Origin of the sequence: Oceaniglobus trochenteri (assembly GCF_020529025.1) — a bacterium.
Lineage (GTDB): Bacteria > Pseudomonadota > Alphaproteobacteria > Rhodobacterales > Rhodobacteraceae > Oceaniglobus > Oceaniglobus trochenteri.
In genome coordinates, this window is record NZ_JACNMM010000011.1 from 115469 (window position 1) to 130199 (window position 14731).

13 protein-coding genes are annotated in these 14731 nt (G+C 63.7%); 4 read left to right on the top strand and 9 right to left on the bottom strand.

Going from position 1 to position 14731, the window contains the following annotated elements:
• Positions 1-75: 75 nt before the first annotated feature.
• The gene (locus H7828_RS18115; RefSeq protein ID WP_226782477.1) at positions 76-1314 is read right to left on the bottom strand and encodes an ABC transporter substrate-binding protein; all 1239 of its coding nucleotides are present in this window, start codon (positions 1312-1314) and stop codon (positions 76-78) included.
• Between the two features lie 738 nt (positions 1315-2052).
• Here H7828_RS18115 and H7828_RS18120 point away from each other — a divergent pair.
• A complete protein-coding gene (locus H7828_RS18120) occupies positions 2053-3204 on the top strand; it encodes a nuclear transport factor 2 family protein (RefSeq protein WP_226782478.1) in 1152 nt (383 codons plus the stop codon).
• A gap of 51 nt (positions 3205-3255) precedes the next feature.
• Positions 3256-4440, top strand: coding sequence for a serine hydrolase domain-containing protein (locus H7828_RS18125; protein WP_226782479.1), 1185 nt, complete (start codon positions 3256-3258; stop codon positions 4438-4440).
• A gap of 24 nt (positions 4441-4464) precedes the next feature.
• On the opposite strand, the gene H7828_RS18130 is transcribed toward H7828_RS18125, so the two are convergent.
• Both H7828_RS18130 and H7828_RS18135 read right to left on the bottom strand, forming a co-directional pair.
• Entirely contained in the window at positions 4465-4860 is a 396-nt protein-coding gene (locus H7828_RS18130; RefSeq protein WP_226782480.1) for a diacylglycerol kinase, read from the bottom strand.
• The gene (locus H7828_RS18135) at positions 4857-6506 is read right to left on the bottom strand and encodes a phosphoethanolamine transferase (RefSeq protein ID WP_226782481.1); all 1650 of its coding nucleotides are present in this window, start codon (positions 6504-6506) and stop codon (positions 4857-4859) included. Before H7828_RS18135 ends, H7828_RS18130 begins: the two co-directional genes overlap by 4 nt.
• A gap of 125 nt (positions 6507-6631) precedes the next feature.
• Here H7828_RS18135 and H7828_RS18140 point away from each other — a divergent pair, with 125 nt between their 5' ends.
• Together H7828_RS18140 and H7828_RS18145 are read left to right on the top strand one after the other, a co-directional pair.
• Entirely contained in the window at positions 6632-7291 is a 660-nt protein-coding gene (locus H7828_RS18140) for a response regulator transcription factor (protein ID WP_226782482.1), read from the top strand.
• Positions 7288-8646, top strand: coding sequence for a sensor histidine kinase (locus H7828_RS18145; RefSeq protein ID WP_226782483.1), 1359 nt, complete (start codon positions 7288-7290; stop codon positions 8644-8646). Before H7828_RS18140 ends, H7828_RS18145 begins: the two co-directional genes overlap by 4 nt.
• A 15-nt stretch (positions 8647-8661) precedes the next feature.
• Here the strand turns inward: H7828_RS18145 and H7828_RS18150 are convergent, their stop codons facing one another.
• The 6 genes from H7828_RS18150 to H7828_RS18175 form a co-directional block, all read right to left on the bottom strand.
• The gene (locus H7828_RS18150; RefSeq protein ID WP_226782484.1) at positions 8662-9198 is read right to left on the bottom strand and encodes a Hint domain-containing protein; all 537 of its coding nucleotides are present in this window, start codon (positions 9196-9198) and stop codon (positions 8662-8664) included.
• A 62-nt stretch (positions 9199-9260) separates the two neighbouring features.
• The gene (locus H7828_RS18155) at positions 9261-10229 is read right to left on the bottom strand and encodes a Hint domain-containing protein (RefSeq protein WP_226782485.1); all 969 of its coding nucleotides are present in this window, start codon (positions 10227-10229) and stop codon (positions 9261-9263) included.
• A 357-nt stretch (positions 10230-10586) separates the two neighbouring features.
• The gene (locus tag H7828_RS18160; RefSeq protein ID WP_226782486.1) at positions 10587-11624 is read right to left on the bottom strand and encodes a DUF475 domain-containing protein; all 1038 of its coding nucleotides are present in this window, start codon (positions 11622-11624) and stop codon (positions 10587-10589) included.
• 210 nt (positions 11625-11834) lie between these two features.
• Complete coding sequence (locus H7828_RS18165; RefSeq protein WP_226782487.1) at positions 11835-12749, bottom strand: sugar phosphate isomerase/epimerase family protein; 915 nt, start codon at positions 12747-12749, stop codon at positions 11835-11837.
• Between the two features lie 18 nt (positions 12750-12767).
• Positions 12768-13922 (bottom strand): Gfo/Idh/MocA family protein, encoded by a 1155-nt coding sequence (locus H7828_RS18170; RefSeq protein WP_226782488.1) that lies wholly within the window; start codon positions 13920-13922, stop codon positions 12768-12770.
• 28 nt (positions 13923-13950) lie between these two features.
• Positions 13951-14682 (bottom strand): SDR family NAD(P)-dependent oxidoreductase, encoded by a 732-nt coding sequence (locus H7828_RS18175; protein ID WP_226782489.1) that lies wholly within the window; start codon positions 14680-14682, stop codon positions 13951-13953.
• Between the last annotated feature and the right edge of the window lie 49 nt (positions 14683-14731).

A 14731-nucleotide genomic window follows, 5' to 3' on the forward strand; every position in this document is an offset into this window, starting at 1 on the left:
CGCTGGCACGTGGTCGACCGTTCCGCGAAACGGTATGGAAAGGGCCGCGCAATGGCGGCCCCCTGTCGCTTCAACCTAGTTCAGGTAACCGGCTTCGGTGGCGGCGGTCGTGTAGGCCGCGTTCACGTCGGCGAGGGCCTGTTCGGCGCTTTCCTTGCCTTGCAGGAACTCGGCCAGGTTATCGCCAAGTGCCGTGTGCAGAAGACCCATGTAGGGCAGCATCGGATAGGGCCGCGCACCCCCCTGAAGGTTGGCGATCACGCCCGTGGCCGAGGGGGCCGGTTCGTATCCGTCGATCAGCCAGACAGCCGCATCCGCGTTTTCGGCCAGCATGTCCTGGGACAGGCCGTTCATCATGGCCCGGAACGATGCCTCGGCATCTTCATCCGAGATGTTCTTGGCGATGGTGAACCCGTCCCACCAGAGTGCTGCGGCCGGGATCGAGTTGCCATTGAAGGTCGGAGCGGCGGCGAAGGCGGTTGCCTTGGCGATCTCCGGCGCGGGGCTGTCCTCGGCGATCATCTCGGAGGTACGCGACCCCCACCCGATGGCCAGCGCGTTTTCGCCCGCTTCCCAGATCGGCCGGGTCGAGTTGCTGTCGAAGGTCGCCCAGTCGGCGCTCATGTAGTCCAGCATCTTCTTCATGTTCTCGAGAACGGCCAGGCCATTTTCGTTCTGAATGGCCAGCTTGGCCGAGCCGGGCTCGAAGAAATTGTCGCCGGTGGCCAGGTAGGTGTTCACGAATTCCGCAGCGACGTTCCATCCCGGCTTGAAGTTCGAGGCAAGCGGCGCGTCCATGACACCGGCCGATTTCAGCTTGTCGGCAGCGGCCAGAAGCTCTTCATAGGTGGCCGGAACGTCGATCCCGTTCTCTTCCAGGATGTCCTTGCGGTAATAGAGATGCTGTGCGTTCGCCATGAAAGCGATCGCCATGATCTTGCCGTCCACCACGATCTTCTGGCTGTCCAGAAGCTGGTCGCCCCACTTTTCGACATATTCGTCAAGCGGCCGGATCAATCCGTCATTGAGCAGCGGAACGATGGAATTGGTGGCAACCACCGCCACGGTATAGCTTGCGGGGTTGGTGGTCAGCGCGGGCACCTGGATGTTCTTGTGCTCTTCGGTCTGGTTTCTTGTCACCTCGACCGTGTCGCTGGCGCATTTGCCGGCCCAGTCGGCAACCGCATGAAGTGCGACGAAGTCGTTCGACAGAATGCGAACCGACCCGCTTTCGATTCCGCAATCCGCCCAGGCGACCCCCGCCGATGCAGTCAGCGCGGCCGATACAATCGTTGCCTTGATCCTGAAGTTCATTCCGTTCCTCCCGTCATAAACATGCGTTGCGGCCAGTCTCCCACCGAACCGCCGCGCCATGATCCGGTGTGTTTCACATCCGGTCCGGGCTTGTGCCCGGCAATGAAGGAAGCATAGCGCTCGCTGAATACGATTGCAATAATTTCGTGAGGCGGCGATTCAACCAGCCTGTGTTTGGTTCTGCACGGCCGTAGGGGCAATCAACGCCGGGGCTCGGATATGGCGGCCCCGAAAGGCACGGCAGGCGGCGAAATCGCGAAATCCAGGGCAACCAGCGGAAGAACCAAGGAGATTCGCCATGCCGGCCATTGCCCAAAGGCATGCGCCAAACCTGTCCAGGTTCACGCCGGCAGCTTGACAGGTCGCGGGCCAAGCAGTCGCCTGGCACGCCGCAGGGGTGGGCGAATCGCGATCGGGACTTTTCACAGGCTCGGCCTGATTCGCGGATGCCGGACAAATGGCCGGGCCTACGCCCGGCGCGCGGGTTGCGAATCGACGGTGGCAAGAGGCTTTCGGCCCATTCCCAGCTTGCGAAGCGGGAAGGGCCGATGCCTGCCTGCGCCTGATATTGGACTGAAAAGGCCCTCAGCACTGACCACACTATAGACTCTACGGAAATGCAAAGCCCCCGGCGGTGCGCCTGTCATTTTTCACCAGGGCGCCGGCCAAGAAACTTGCAAACGTATTCAAAACCTGCTCTCCTGACCTGAGGGAACTCAACCAATTCAGGACAGGATCATGGCTTCGAAGGATCAAGAGAACACCGGCGCGGGAAAAGTCGGGAAAGAACCGGTGCTTCAGGCCGAACGCCGCGATTTCACCGCCCTCGTCCCGGAAAAGCGCGAGCGGGTGCAGCCGATGAAGGGCTTCGATCCGATCTATACCGACATCGTGGATTACATCATCCGCTGCACGCACCGCATCTGGGATGAACGCGACGTGGGCCTGATCTATACCCACTACACCCACAACTGCGTCGTCTATCACGCCACCGGCACGATCTATAATCGCGAAGACGTGGTGCATGACACCATCAAGCGCATGTTCATGCTGCCCGAACGCCGCGGCATGGCCACCCAGGTGATCTGGAATGGCAACGAGAATGACGGCTTCTACACCTCGCACCTTGTGACCGGCACGGGCCGTCACACCCAGCCGGGCATCTATGGCAAGCCTACAGGCCGCACCTTCGTGGCGCGCACCATCGCCGACTGTCTGATCTACGAGAACATGATCTACCGCGAATGGCTGGTGGTGGATTCCATGGCGCAGGTGAAACAGATCGGGCTGGACGCCCAGAAATACGCCGAAGACCTGGCCCGCCCCTATTTCGAAAAGGGCCTTCTGGCCGTCGACATGGGCGAAAACCGCCGCCTGATCGGGCAGTATCCCCCCGAATCCAAGCCCGATACCGCCATCGCCAACACGGATCAGGAGCGTGAGGTTCTGGAGTGGCTGCACGACATCCACAACCGGCGGATGTTCGGCCGGATCCGCGATGTCTATGCCCCCACCGTGCAATACCACGGCCCGCTGATGAAAGAGCTTTACGGCCACGGCGCGGTCACCCACCAGACCGTTGGCCTTTACGCCTCGGTGCCCGATGGCTTCTACATGCCCCAGCACATCTGCTCGGTCCCCTGCGAAGAGGGCGGCATCAAGGTCGCGGTGCGCTGGCTGGTCGAGGGGCATCACCTGGGCTGGGGCGTGATGGAGGAACTGGGCGCGCCCAGTGGCAAGCGGGTTCAGATCATGGGGATGAGCCATTTCCACATCCGCGATGGCCGTATCGTCGACGAATGGACCAACTACGACGAGATGTCGGTGCTGATGCAGATCAAGCTGGCCCAGATGGCCGACACGCCCAGCGTCGTTCCGGCGGCCGAATAGCGGCGCGGTCGCGAACGCCCTCACGGTTTCGGGAAGGACAAGGTGCAGCAGATGTCGCAAACCACGGCCGACACCCCGCAGGCCGATGATCCGGTGCCACGGCGCGAGGTGACCCTCGCGAACTGGCGCCGGCAACCCTACAGCGGATGGGCCTTTTCCCATCTGCGAGAGATTGCGCCGACAGCCGCCATCAATCCGCAACGCGGCAGGGAAACGCTTCCCGACATGGGCGGCGTGCTTTCCGAACCGATGGCGTTCGGAAATGACAGCAGGACGATTGGCGCGGTGCTGGGCCTGCTCAGCACCGATGTCCTGCTGGCCTGCCGGAACGGGCAGCCGACGCTTGGCTGGGTCGCGCCCCATGCGGATGCCAACGCGCCGCACCTGTTGTTCTCGGTGTCGAAATCCATCACCGGGCTTGTTGCCGGTGCCCTGGCCCAGGATGGCAGGTTGGACCCTTCGGCCCCTGTCGTGCACTATCTTCCCGAGTGCGCGGGATCGGCCTTCGAAGATGCCACCGTCCGAAACCTTCTCGACATGCGCGTTTCGATGAATGTGGACGAAACCTATGGCAACGACCTTGACTGGGGCGCCCGGTATCGCCGTGCCGTGCTTTGGGATCCGGCCCAGCCCGGCGAAAAGATCGACCTCCTGTCCCTTCTCTTCGACCTGCGCAAAGGGGACGAGGGCCATGGGCAGGCCTTCCGCTATCGTTCGGCCAACACCGATGTCCTTGGCGCCGTGATCAGCGCCGCGGCGGGCAAGGCCTTTCATGACGTTGCCGCCGAAACCCTCTGGGCGCCCATGCAGGCCCGGGGCGAAGCGCATATCGGCGTCGACGGCATCGGCACCGCCCTTACCGCCGGCGGGATTTCCTGCACCGCCTTCGACCTGGCCAGGATAGGCGAACTTTTGCGCTGCGGCGGGGCTGTCGGCGGTAAACAGGTTCTTTCGCCGGACCTGGTGGAAGACACCCTGCATGGCGGTGACGCCGAAGCCTGGAACACGGGGGATTGGGGCAAAACGATGCCCGGCCACCGGTATCGCAACCAATGGTACGCCCGGGGTGACAGCGACGGTTGCTTCTTTGCCAAGGGCATTCACGGCCAGTGGCTTTACGTGAACCCGCGGCGGCAGGTGACAATCGTCAAGCTGTCCAGCCAGGACGTGGCGAAAGAGGAAACGACGAACGCCCTTACCCTTGCCCTGCTGGACGCGATTGCCGAACGCCTGTGAGCGGGCGCGTCGAAGGCCCCGCCCCTACCAGACCCCGGTCAGAACCAGCAGGGTGAAGATGCCCGCAATGGCCAGCGCCAGGCCCACGGCAAGCGATCCCAGATCCTTGGCGTGTTTCGCCTCGATCGACCATTCGGGCGAAATGCGGTTGACGATGACCTCGATCGCGGTGTTCAGCGCCTCGACCATCAGAACCGCAAGGAACAGGCACAAGAGGATCATCCATTGCAGCAGGCTGGCCCCGTGCAGGAAGAACGCCAGCGCCGCCAGCCCGCCCGCCAAAAGCTCCAGCCGGGCGGCGGTTTCGCCCATCAGGCGCCGGAACCCGGCCATGGAATAGCCCGCGGCATTCACCACATGGGCCAGCCCGGCCCGCCGCCGGATCACGGGCTCGGCGCCGTTGATCGGTTGGTCACTCACAAGATGTCCTTTCCGCGACAACCTGCCGTCAGGTCCAGCCCATCCTGACGGACCGTGGTTTCGATGTCCATCAACCCCAGCACCGTGTGAAACACGTTGTCGTGGCTGATCGGCTGGTCCACCATCTGCGCCAGGCAGTCGCTGTTCAGGCCCATCACCTTTCCGAACCTCTTTGACAGCCACAGAACCAGGGGCACGCGGGTCTGTTCGCTAGGGGCCATGAAGGCCGGGGCGGCGTGCAGGTACAGGCCGTTCTCGCCCAGGGATTCGCCATGGTCGGAAACATAGAGCATCGCGGGAACAACCCCCTGCGCCGCCGCCAGCCTGTCGATGGTTGCCGAAAGAACGCGGTCGGTCTCGCGGATCGAATTGTCGTAGGCATTCACGATCTCATCGGTGGTGCAGTCGGAAAACTGCGACGTGCGGCAATCGGGGCGGAAGGCGGCCGCATCCTCGGGATAGCGCAGGTAATAGGATGGCCCGTGACTGCCGATCATGTGCAGCACCAGAACCGTGTCGTCCTGAATTTCGGCCAGCGTCTTGTCGATCACCGGCAGGAAGGCGCTGTCGGTGCATTCCACATCGCAGGCTCCCGGCGCCAGCGTGGCATCGACAATCTGCCAGCCGGTGCGCGCCGCGACCGCCTGATCGCCGGTGTTGTTGTCCCACCAGCGGGCCGACAGGCCGGCATGGGCCAGCACATCCAGCAGGGTTTCATGGCCAAGGTAGGCTTCGCGAGAATAGTCCGCCTTGGACAGCGGTGAAAACATGCAGGGCACCGAAACGGCCGTCGAGGTGCCGCAGGAGGTGACATCCTGAAAGGCCAGAACGCCACGCCTGCGCAATTCGGGGGTGGTGTCGCGGTCATATCCGTTCAGCCCGAAGTTCTGGGCGCGGACCGTTTCCCCCACGAAGACCACCAGAAGAACCGGCGACCTCGCCGCCGCCAGCCTGCTGCCGGGCCGGGCATCGGCCCCGACGGGTGCGGCGACAGGATCGGCCGTCTTCCATTCCTCGCGGGCGAAACGCCCCACCGCCCAAAGCGACGCCCCGGGCTGATAGGCGCCCATCAGGTCGTGACTTTCGCGCAGCATCGCCGAATAGTCCTTGTAGTTCACGAACAGCGCCCCGACCGTCAGCGCGGCGCAAAGGCCCACCCCCAGCGGCCAACGCCAAAGCTGGTGCAGCGGGGCCACCCGGCGCACGCGCGGCCAGAACACCAGCGCGGCAGGCAGGACACCGGTCAGCAGGATCGCCCCGATCATCCGCGGCGTCACCAGGTGGCGCGATTCCGTGGCGGTGGTTTCCAGGATATTGCGCACCATCTCGCGGTCGATCAGGATTCCCATGGTGCCCTCATAGAAATGGGCGCTGGCGGCGATCACGATCAGCAGGGCCGCCACCGGTTTCTGAAGGCGCGAGGGGCCCGCCAGCTCAAGCAGCAGCAGGGTCAGCAGCCAGAGCGCGACACCAAAGACCGCCGCCTTCGACGGCGCATCCGGAAACTGTGCCAAAAGGCGATGCCAGACACCGGAATTGAGACAGGCGACGATATAGGTGGCAACGAATAGGTTCAGAACGGTATGGGGCAGAACGGGCCGGAACATGCGGCCTTGGCGGGGCGGGGTCGGATATTGCTGGGTCATCGGCCTTTTTCGGTTCAAGCGCTTGTGGCAATGACCGGCTGTCTGGGGGGCGAAGATTACGCCAACCTTACGGAAGGCCCCCGAACCCGCTATCAGGGGCAAGGTTGCAGAGGGGCAGACCGGCCATGCGATTGCTTGTTGTCGAAGACGAACCCGATCTTGCGGGCGCCGTGGCAGACCATTTGCGCGCCGCCGATCATGCCGTCGATCTGGCGCCCACGCTGGAGGATGGTCAGGCGGCGGTGCGCGCAACCGCCTATGACCTCGTGCTGCTGGATCTGCGGCTGCCCGACGGCGACGGACTGACCCTGTTGCGCGGGCTGCGTGACCGTGGGGCGGCGACGCCGGTTCTCATCGTCACCGCCCGCGACAGGATCATGGAGCGGATCGCGGGGCTTGAGGCAGGAGCCGACGATTACCTCGTGAAGCCCTATGACCTTGACGAAATGCTGGCCCGGGTCACGGCGATCCTGCGGCGGGCCGACAACAGCCGCGCCCCCGAACGCAGCTTCGGGCAGATCCGCATCCTGCCTGCCCGCAAGGCGGTGTTTCTGGGAGACGAGCCGGTCAGCCTGACCCGCAAGGAATGGTCGATCCTCGACCGGCTCAGCCGCCGGCCCGACGTGACGGTCAGCCGGAGCGAGCTGGAAGACGCCATCTATGGCCACGGCGACGAGGTGGAAAGCAACGCCATCGAGGCGCATGTCAGCCGCCTGCGCGCCAAGCTGGGGCGCGGCGCGGTGGAAACCATGCGCGGCTTCGGCTATCGGATGGGCCGCGGATGACGCGCCGGCACAGCCTTGCCGCCCGCCTGTCGCGCCATGTCACGGCGGGCTTTGCGGCGGTCTGGCTTCTTGCGCTGGTGGCCACGGCCCTTGCCCTGATGGCCGAGCAGGAGGAACTGGCCGACATCACGATCCAGCGGACGGCACAGGTTTTCCTGCCCGCCGTGGCCAGCGATTTCCGCCAGCGCAACCCCGATGCCGCCGCCCTGCCCGTCGAGGTGCAGGGCGCGCCCCGCTTCGACCCGGCGGGCGACACCATCGACAAAACACTGGTCTATCGCCTGCTGGATCGTTCGGGGCGTGGCCTCATGCAATCGCGGGCGCCCGAGGATACCGTCTATCCCGACAGCATCGCCCAGGGCTTTGCCCGTACCGCCAGCCATGTCTTCTATACCACCGCGCCCAACGCAGAGGGGTTCATCATGCAGGTGGGCGATCTGCGGGCCGAGCGGTTCGAGGCCTATGCCGACAGCTTCCTTGCGCTGACCCTGCCGATGCTGGCCATCCTTCCCCTGGCCTGGCTTCTGGTGGGCTGGATCGGGCGCCGTTCGCTGGCCCCGCTGGATCGTCTGCGTGACGAGATCGCGCAGCGTGGCGATGCCCGGCTTGATCCGATCGAGGCGGAAGATCAGCCCGACGAACTGCGCGCGATCACGGCGACGCTCAACGGGTTCATGATCCGGCTGTCCCGGGCGCTGGACGGCGAACGCGCCTTCGCCACCAATGCCGCGCACGAATTGCGCACGCCGGTGGCCATTGCCCTGGCCCAGGTGCAGCGGCTGCGTGCCGAAGCCCCCGGCGCCCCCCAGGACAGCCGCCTTGCCGCCATCGAAGAGGCGCTGAAGCGGATGACGCGGCTTGTGGTGCGGCTTTTGCAACTGGCCCGCACCGATGCCGGGATCGGCCTGTCGGACCAGACCCGGGATATCCGCGCGCTGCTTGACCTGATGCTTGAGGACATCCGCCGCGATCCGGCCCGCGCACCCCGGTTGCGGGCCGCCCTGCCCGATGGCCCCGTCATGGCCAGGATCGACCCCGACGCCCTGGCGATGCTGGTGGGCAACCTGATCGACAACGCCTTTCAACATGCCCCCGCCGCGTCACCCGTAAGCGTCACGCTGTCACCGGGCGGCACGATCCGCGTGCAGAACGATGGGCCGGTCATTCCCCCCGATACCCTCAGGCGGCTGAGCGAACGCTTTCACCGCGGAACGGCCCGGGGGGAAGGGTTCGGGCTTGGGCTGCACATTGCCGAAAGGATCGCCCATCACACCGGCGGCACGTTCGAAATCGTCTCGCCCCGGCCCGGCAGCGAGCAGGGGTTTCAGGCCAGCTTTACCGCCCCGACAGAATAAGCCCCGCGCGGCGGATCAGCAGAGCGGCGCCAACTGGGGCGCGCGGGCGTCGGATACCGGCCTCTTGCCGAACATCGCCGTCCGTGCTCCATCAGCGGCAAGCCATTTCGAATTGTAGGACCGCACAAGGCATTCGTTGGCACAGATCGCGCAATCCGAGTCGGTGAAGATGGCGAAATAGCGGATCGAGCTGCATTCCTCGTATTTCGCCTTCCCCGCCTCGATCTGGTCGGCGCAGCGGGCCAGCTCAAGCCCTGTCGTTCCCCGGTGCGAACGGCGGGACAGGAAAATCTGCTGTGCGGGTGAAGTGATGAGGTCTTCCAGCGGCCGCGCCCCGCTCAGCGATCCACGCCTCAGGCGGACCGGCTGAAGCAGGTCCTCCGACAGGTCTTTGCGCCGGGGATCGAATTCTGCGCTGCGCGAAAGGATGTCGACGATCAGATGCATGCTGTCGGTGAGGGGGCTGTAAACCTGGTCACCCGGCAGAAGGTCCTGGATCGGCACCGTGGTTCCGTTGGGATGGGTGGTGATTCTGGTTCCGTCGGCAAGCATTGGTTCAATCTCCCGTCAGGGTTTCATGGATCGGGCGGACGCCGGGGCCCACCCGCTCTGCGTCAGGCGGCCCCCTGGAACATTGCCGCGATTTCAAATGATTTGATCCGCGCCCGCACCCGTTGGGGGAAACTCTTCTTCATGGCGGCGACATTCGGGAAAATATCCAGCAATTCCTCGCGCTTGTGCGTCAAAAGGCTGTCTGTAGCCAGATCGCCCAGAAACAGGCTTTCCACCGGCAGGCCATGGGCCCAGATAACGTGATGCTGTTCAAACAGGATGTGGCAGTATTCAATTTCGGCGCAATCCTCGAGCCGCACAACCGACTTTCCGTTTACCAGCGACTTCGCGATTGCAAGAACTTCCTCTTCACCAGTGAAATAATCGACTTCCCATCCGTCGAACATCACCGAGTGCTGAGGCGAAACCGTCAGGTCGCAAAATGGCCGGCCTTCTCCAAAGGCATCCTTGCGGATCATGATTGGCAGGTGTTTCTGCATTTCCGGGCAATGCACGAAATCGACATGCTGGCGCCCGGTCCAGCAAACGGTCTGCAGGCCGCCGTCCAGCGTGTGGACCTGGTCGCCCGGGCGGATTTCCCTGATGGGGCGAAGCCCCTCGGCCGTGCGCACCAGGGTGTCTCCGGCCAGGCACAGAGGCACGGCGACGTCGTTGGGAAACAACAGCGGCACCGAAACACCGACCAGGATCTCGGCCCCGTCGGGCAGGCCCGGGAAATAGATGTAGGTATCGTCGATAAGGCCGCTTTCCACGGTAATGCGAACCGGCGTCAACGAAAGATTCACACTTACACCGCCAACCTTGGCAACGATCAGCTGTGGGCCGATTGCCTGTTCGATTGCGTTGATGGTGACAGGGTTGCCGTCCAATTCGGCGGACTGGTTGTTGCCGGTCTGATCAGGGATTTCAAAGAACTTGTCGTCCACGTCCTGCAGCGTCAGCAATGCGTCGCCTGGCCCGGATACCAAACCCAAAACGGGGTCATAGAGAATAATAGACTTGCTCGGCATTTCTGTCTCCTGCGGCTGATCCAACACCTGGGTGGTAATTCAAATCATGGAGACAACTTATGGTTGTTTTATGGCCTCGCCAAGACAATAGATGACCTGGGCACTGCAGGTTGCAAAGCCGGAAACAATAGGGGGATTCTTAGCGGAAAGCAGGCAATCCCGGATCAATTGGCCTGCAATCAAGAAACGAATCACTGGACGCCGTCAGCGGAATTGCAATCGAAACCGTCGGGAATTGTGGCAAGGGTCAGCGCCTGCCACGGGCGCGCCAAATTCGTTAACCAATCCCGAGGGCGGCAATCGCGCACCCCGGCATCCGAATCCTTCAGGAAAAGCCCAGATCGCGGGCAGGCCGGGTCAGCGCGCCCTGCGCGAGGCCTGGAAGGCCAGCCCGATCAGGAACACCCCGCCAAGGCCGGTGATCACCTCGGGAACATGGACGATGGTGTGGGCATACATGATGACCGACAGCAGCAGGATGGCATAGAAGGCCCCATGCTCAAGATAGCGGTATTCGACAAGGGTGCCCTTTTCCACCAGCATGATGGTCATCGAACGGACGTACATCGCCCCGATCCCCAGGCCGATGGCGATCACGAACAGGTTCTGTGACAGTGCAAAGGCACCGATCACGCCGTCGAACGAGAAACTGGCATCCAGCACCTCAAGATAGAGGAAGGCGCCAAAGCCGCCCTTTACCACGCCGTCCACCACCGTGCGCCGGTCCAGCACCCGGCCCAGGATTTCGACCAGCAGAAAGGTCATCAATCCGTAAAGCGCGGAAACGATGAAGGTCGTCGCCTTTTCGTCGGGCAGGAACCGCGAAAAGCCCAGCAACAGCGCCAAGACGATGGCCACCTCGATTCCGCGGACCGAGGCCATGCCGATGAAGCGCCTCTCAAGTGGGCCGAACCAGTGAACGTCCTTCTCGGGGTCGAAGAAGAAGCCAAGCGCCACCATCATCAGGAAGGTGCCCCCGAAGGCCGAGATCGAAAGCTGCGCGCCGCGCATCATCGCGGCGTATTGATCAGGCTCGGCCACGGCAAGGCGCATTGCCTCGATCGGGCCGATGCCGGCGGCCACCACGACCACCGCCAACGGAAAGACGATCCGCATGCCGAAGACGGCGATCAGGATGCCCCAGGTCAGGAAACGGCGCTGCCAGGCCGGGGTCATGTGTTTCAGCTTGTTGGCGTTGACGATCGCGTTGTCGAAACTGAGCGAGATTTCAAGGATCGCCAGGATCGTGCAGATGAAGAGGATCGAAAGCGTGCCCGACAGGGTGTGCGTGAAGGCCCAGCCGATCCAGGCCCCCAGGGCCAGCCCCAGCGCAGTGACAAGAAACGATCCCCGGAAATAGTGCAGCGTCGGTTTCGGGGATGATGTCGATGACATTCGCTGGCCTCTCTGCGCGATTCTTGGCTGACGGACCGTGCAAAGGGCCTCCGTCGGCAGGTATGCACAGCGGGGCGCACTGACAACCGCCCGGGGCGTGAAAGATGGTAAATAAATGCCCCGGCACGGGCCTGTGCGCGGGGCAAGGGGGCGATACGGCCCCTGCCCTTTCCGGGGCCGATCACCCCGGAAAGGATGGCTTTCGCCCGGTTACTTGATGAAAGGCGACAGCACGTCGCGGGCCAGGCGGAAGCCGCGCTTCACCTTGTCGTCGGTGCCTTCGAAATTGCGGTCCTCATGCTCGATGATGACCGGGCCGTCATACCCGGCGCGGTAAAGCTCCGAGAAGAACTGCGGCCAGTCCACCTCGCCCAGGCCCGGCATGCGCGGAATCTGCCATCCCATGCCCACCGACATCACCCCGTTCTCATAAAGCCCGTCACGGTCGATCATCACGTCCTTCGCATGGACATGGGCCATGCGGTCGCCGAATTCGCGGATGAACCGGCCCTGGTCGATCATCTGCCAGACCAGGTGCGAAGGATCGAAGTTCATGCCGACACCATCGCCCCATTCGTCGAAGATGCGCCGCCAGATCTTGGGCGAATAGGCGATGTTGTGCCCACCGGGCCATTCATCGCCGCTGAACAGCATGGGGCAGTTTTCAAAGGCCAGGGTCACGCCGACATCGCGGGCATGGGCAACGGTTTCGGGGAAGATCTTCTGCGCCCGCGCCCAGTTGTCATCAAGGCCAAGGCTGCGGTCGCCGCCGACGAAGGTATTGACCACGCCCACGCCCATCAGCGCGGCAGCGTCGATCACCTTGTTCAGATGGGCCAGCACCGTCTCGCGTTGCGCGTCGTCGGCATGCAGGGGGTTGGGGTAATAGCCAAGGCCCGAAATTTCGAGCCCCTTCCCCGCAAGTTCCGACACGATGTCCTGTGCCGCGCCCTTCTCCAACCCGTCGACATTGATGTGCGAGGTGCCGGCATAGCGCCGCGCCTCGCCGCCCGACGCCGGCCAACAGGCGATTTCCAGCGCCTCGAACCCGTCCGAGGCGGCCCAGTCTGCCACCTGGTCCAGGGGCGTATCTTCAAAAGGTGCCGTGAGAATTCCGAGTTTCATTTCAGTGTTCCTTTCCTCTCAGGTGCCGGCAATCTCGACCCAGCAACCGCGTTCATTGCTTTCGATCACCGCGTCGCAGAAGCGCATTTCGTAATCGCCATCCTCGAAGCTGGCATAGGTGGATGTGGGCTGGCGTTCACCCTTCACCACGTCGCCGTAAACCTGGCGGAACAGCGCAAGGAAGGTATCGGCAAAGCCTTCGACATGGCCACCGGGCAGGCCCGCGGTGGATGCGGCGATGGGTTTCATCATCGCGGCGTCACGCTGCAACACCTGGTTGGGCGCATCGCGGTGGCCTAGCCACAGGTGATCGGGCGTTTCCGAATCCCAGGCCGCCGAACCGGCCGAACCTGCCAGATCCCAGGTCAGCGAATTCTTGCGCCCCATGTTCACCTGACTGGTCGACATCACGCCCCGCCCGCCATTGGGAAAGCGCAGCATGATCATCGCCGCGTCGTCGGTGGCGATGTCGCGCGCTTCGGTTTCGCCGCTGGCCGTGGTGAAGGTGGCGACGGGGCCGGTGGGTTTCTGGCGCTGCGGGATGAAGGTTTTCAGGTCGGCAAAGACCGCCTCGGCCTTCATGCCGGTGATGAACTGCATCAGGTCGATCCAGTGGGTGCCGATATCCCCGACCGAGCGCAGCGCGCCCCCCTGGTCGGTTTCCAGCCGCCAGTTCCAATCCGTCTCTTTCGCCAGCCAGTCCTGGTGGTAGTGGCCGGTGACGAAGCGCACATCGCCCAGGTCTCCGTCGCGCACCATTTCGTGGGCCTGCTGGTTCAGCGGATAGAAGCGGATGTTGTAGCAGACGGCGGCGATCCGCCCGCTGTCGCGTGCCAGCTTCACCAGGTCGCCCGATTCCTCTGCGGTCAGCGACAGGGGCTTTTCGCAGATTACATGCTTGCCCGCCGCCAGGATCGCCTTGACCTGCGGGTAATGCGCATGGTTGGGCGAGGTGACATGCACCACCTGCACGCTGTCATCGGCCAGAAGCGCGTCAAGGTCGTCATAGGCATGGGCGACACCCATGGCCGCCGCCCCCTCGGCCCCGCGCTTCGCGCTGGAGCCCAGCACGCCGCGCACGTCCACGCCCAGCCGACGCAGGGCGCCCAGGTGAACGCCGCCGATGAAGCCGGTGCCGATCACCGCAACGCCAATGTCTGAAAATCCGGTCATGTCATAGCCTTTCTTGCAAGGGGGTCGGTTACCCGACCGAGTATCCACCGTCCACCGGCAGGCAGGCGCCGGTCATGAACCCCGCCAGAGGCGACGCCAGGAACAGGACCGTTCCCGCGATGTCTTCGGGCTGGCCCCAGCGCCCCATGGGGGTGCGGGCCGAAACATTGGCCACATGGGCCGGGTCGGTGCGGCTTTTGGCCGATTGTTCCGTCACGATGAACCCCGGCGCCACCGCGTTGACGCGGATGCCGTCTCCGGCCCAGGCCACGGCAAGCGACTTGGTCAACTGCACCACCGCCGCCTTGCTGGCGCCGTAGGCCGGGTTCTTCGGGCTGGCGAAATTGGCATACATCGACGCGATGTTGATCACGGCCCCGCCGGAGGCCGCAAGTTGCCCGTGGAAGGCCGCCGCACAGCGGAACGATCCGTGCAGGTTCACATCGACGACATGGGAAAAGAAGCCCGGGTCCATCTCCTGCCCGCGCGAGGTGATGGCGGCACAGTTGACCAGCACGTCCAGCGCCCCGATCCCTTTGGCCAGGGCGGCGACGGCGGCGGTGTCGGTGACGTCAAGCTGGTGATAGGTGAAACGGTCGCGGTCCTGCGGGTCGGGTGCGGGTTCGATACCGGTGATCGCCACCTCGGCGCCACGGTCCTGAAAGGCGCGGGCGATGGCCGCACCGATCCCGGCCCGGCTGGCGCCGATCACCAGAACCTGCTTGCCGCTGAAATCAAGGTCGAAAGCTGAATGCATCATGTGATCCTCCTGCCGTGACCCTGAGCGCAACGGGCAGTATTTTGCAAGG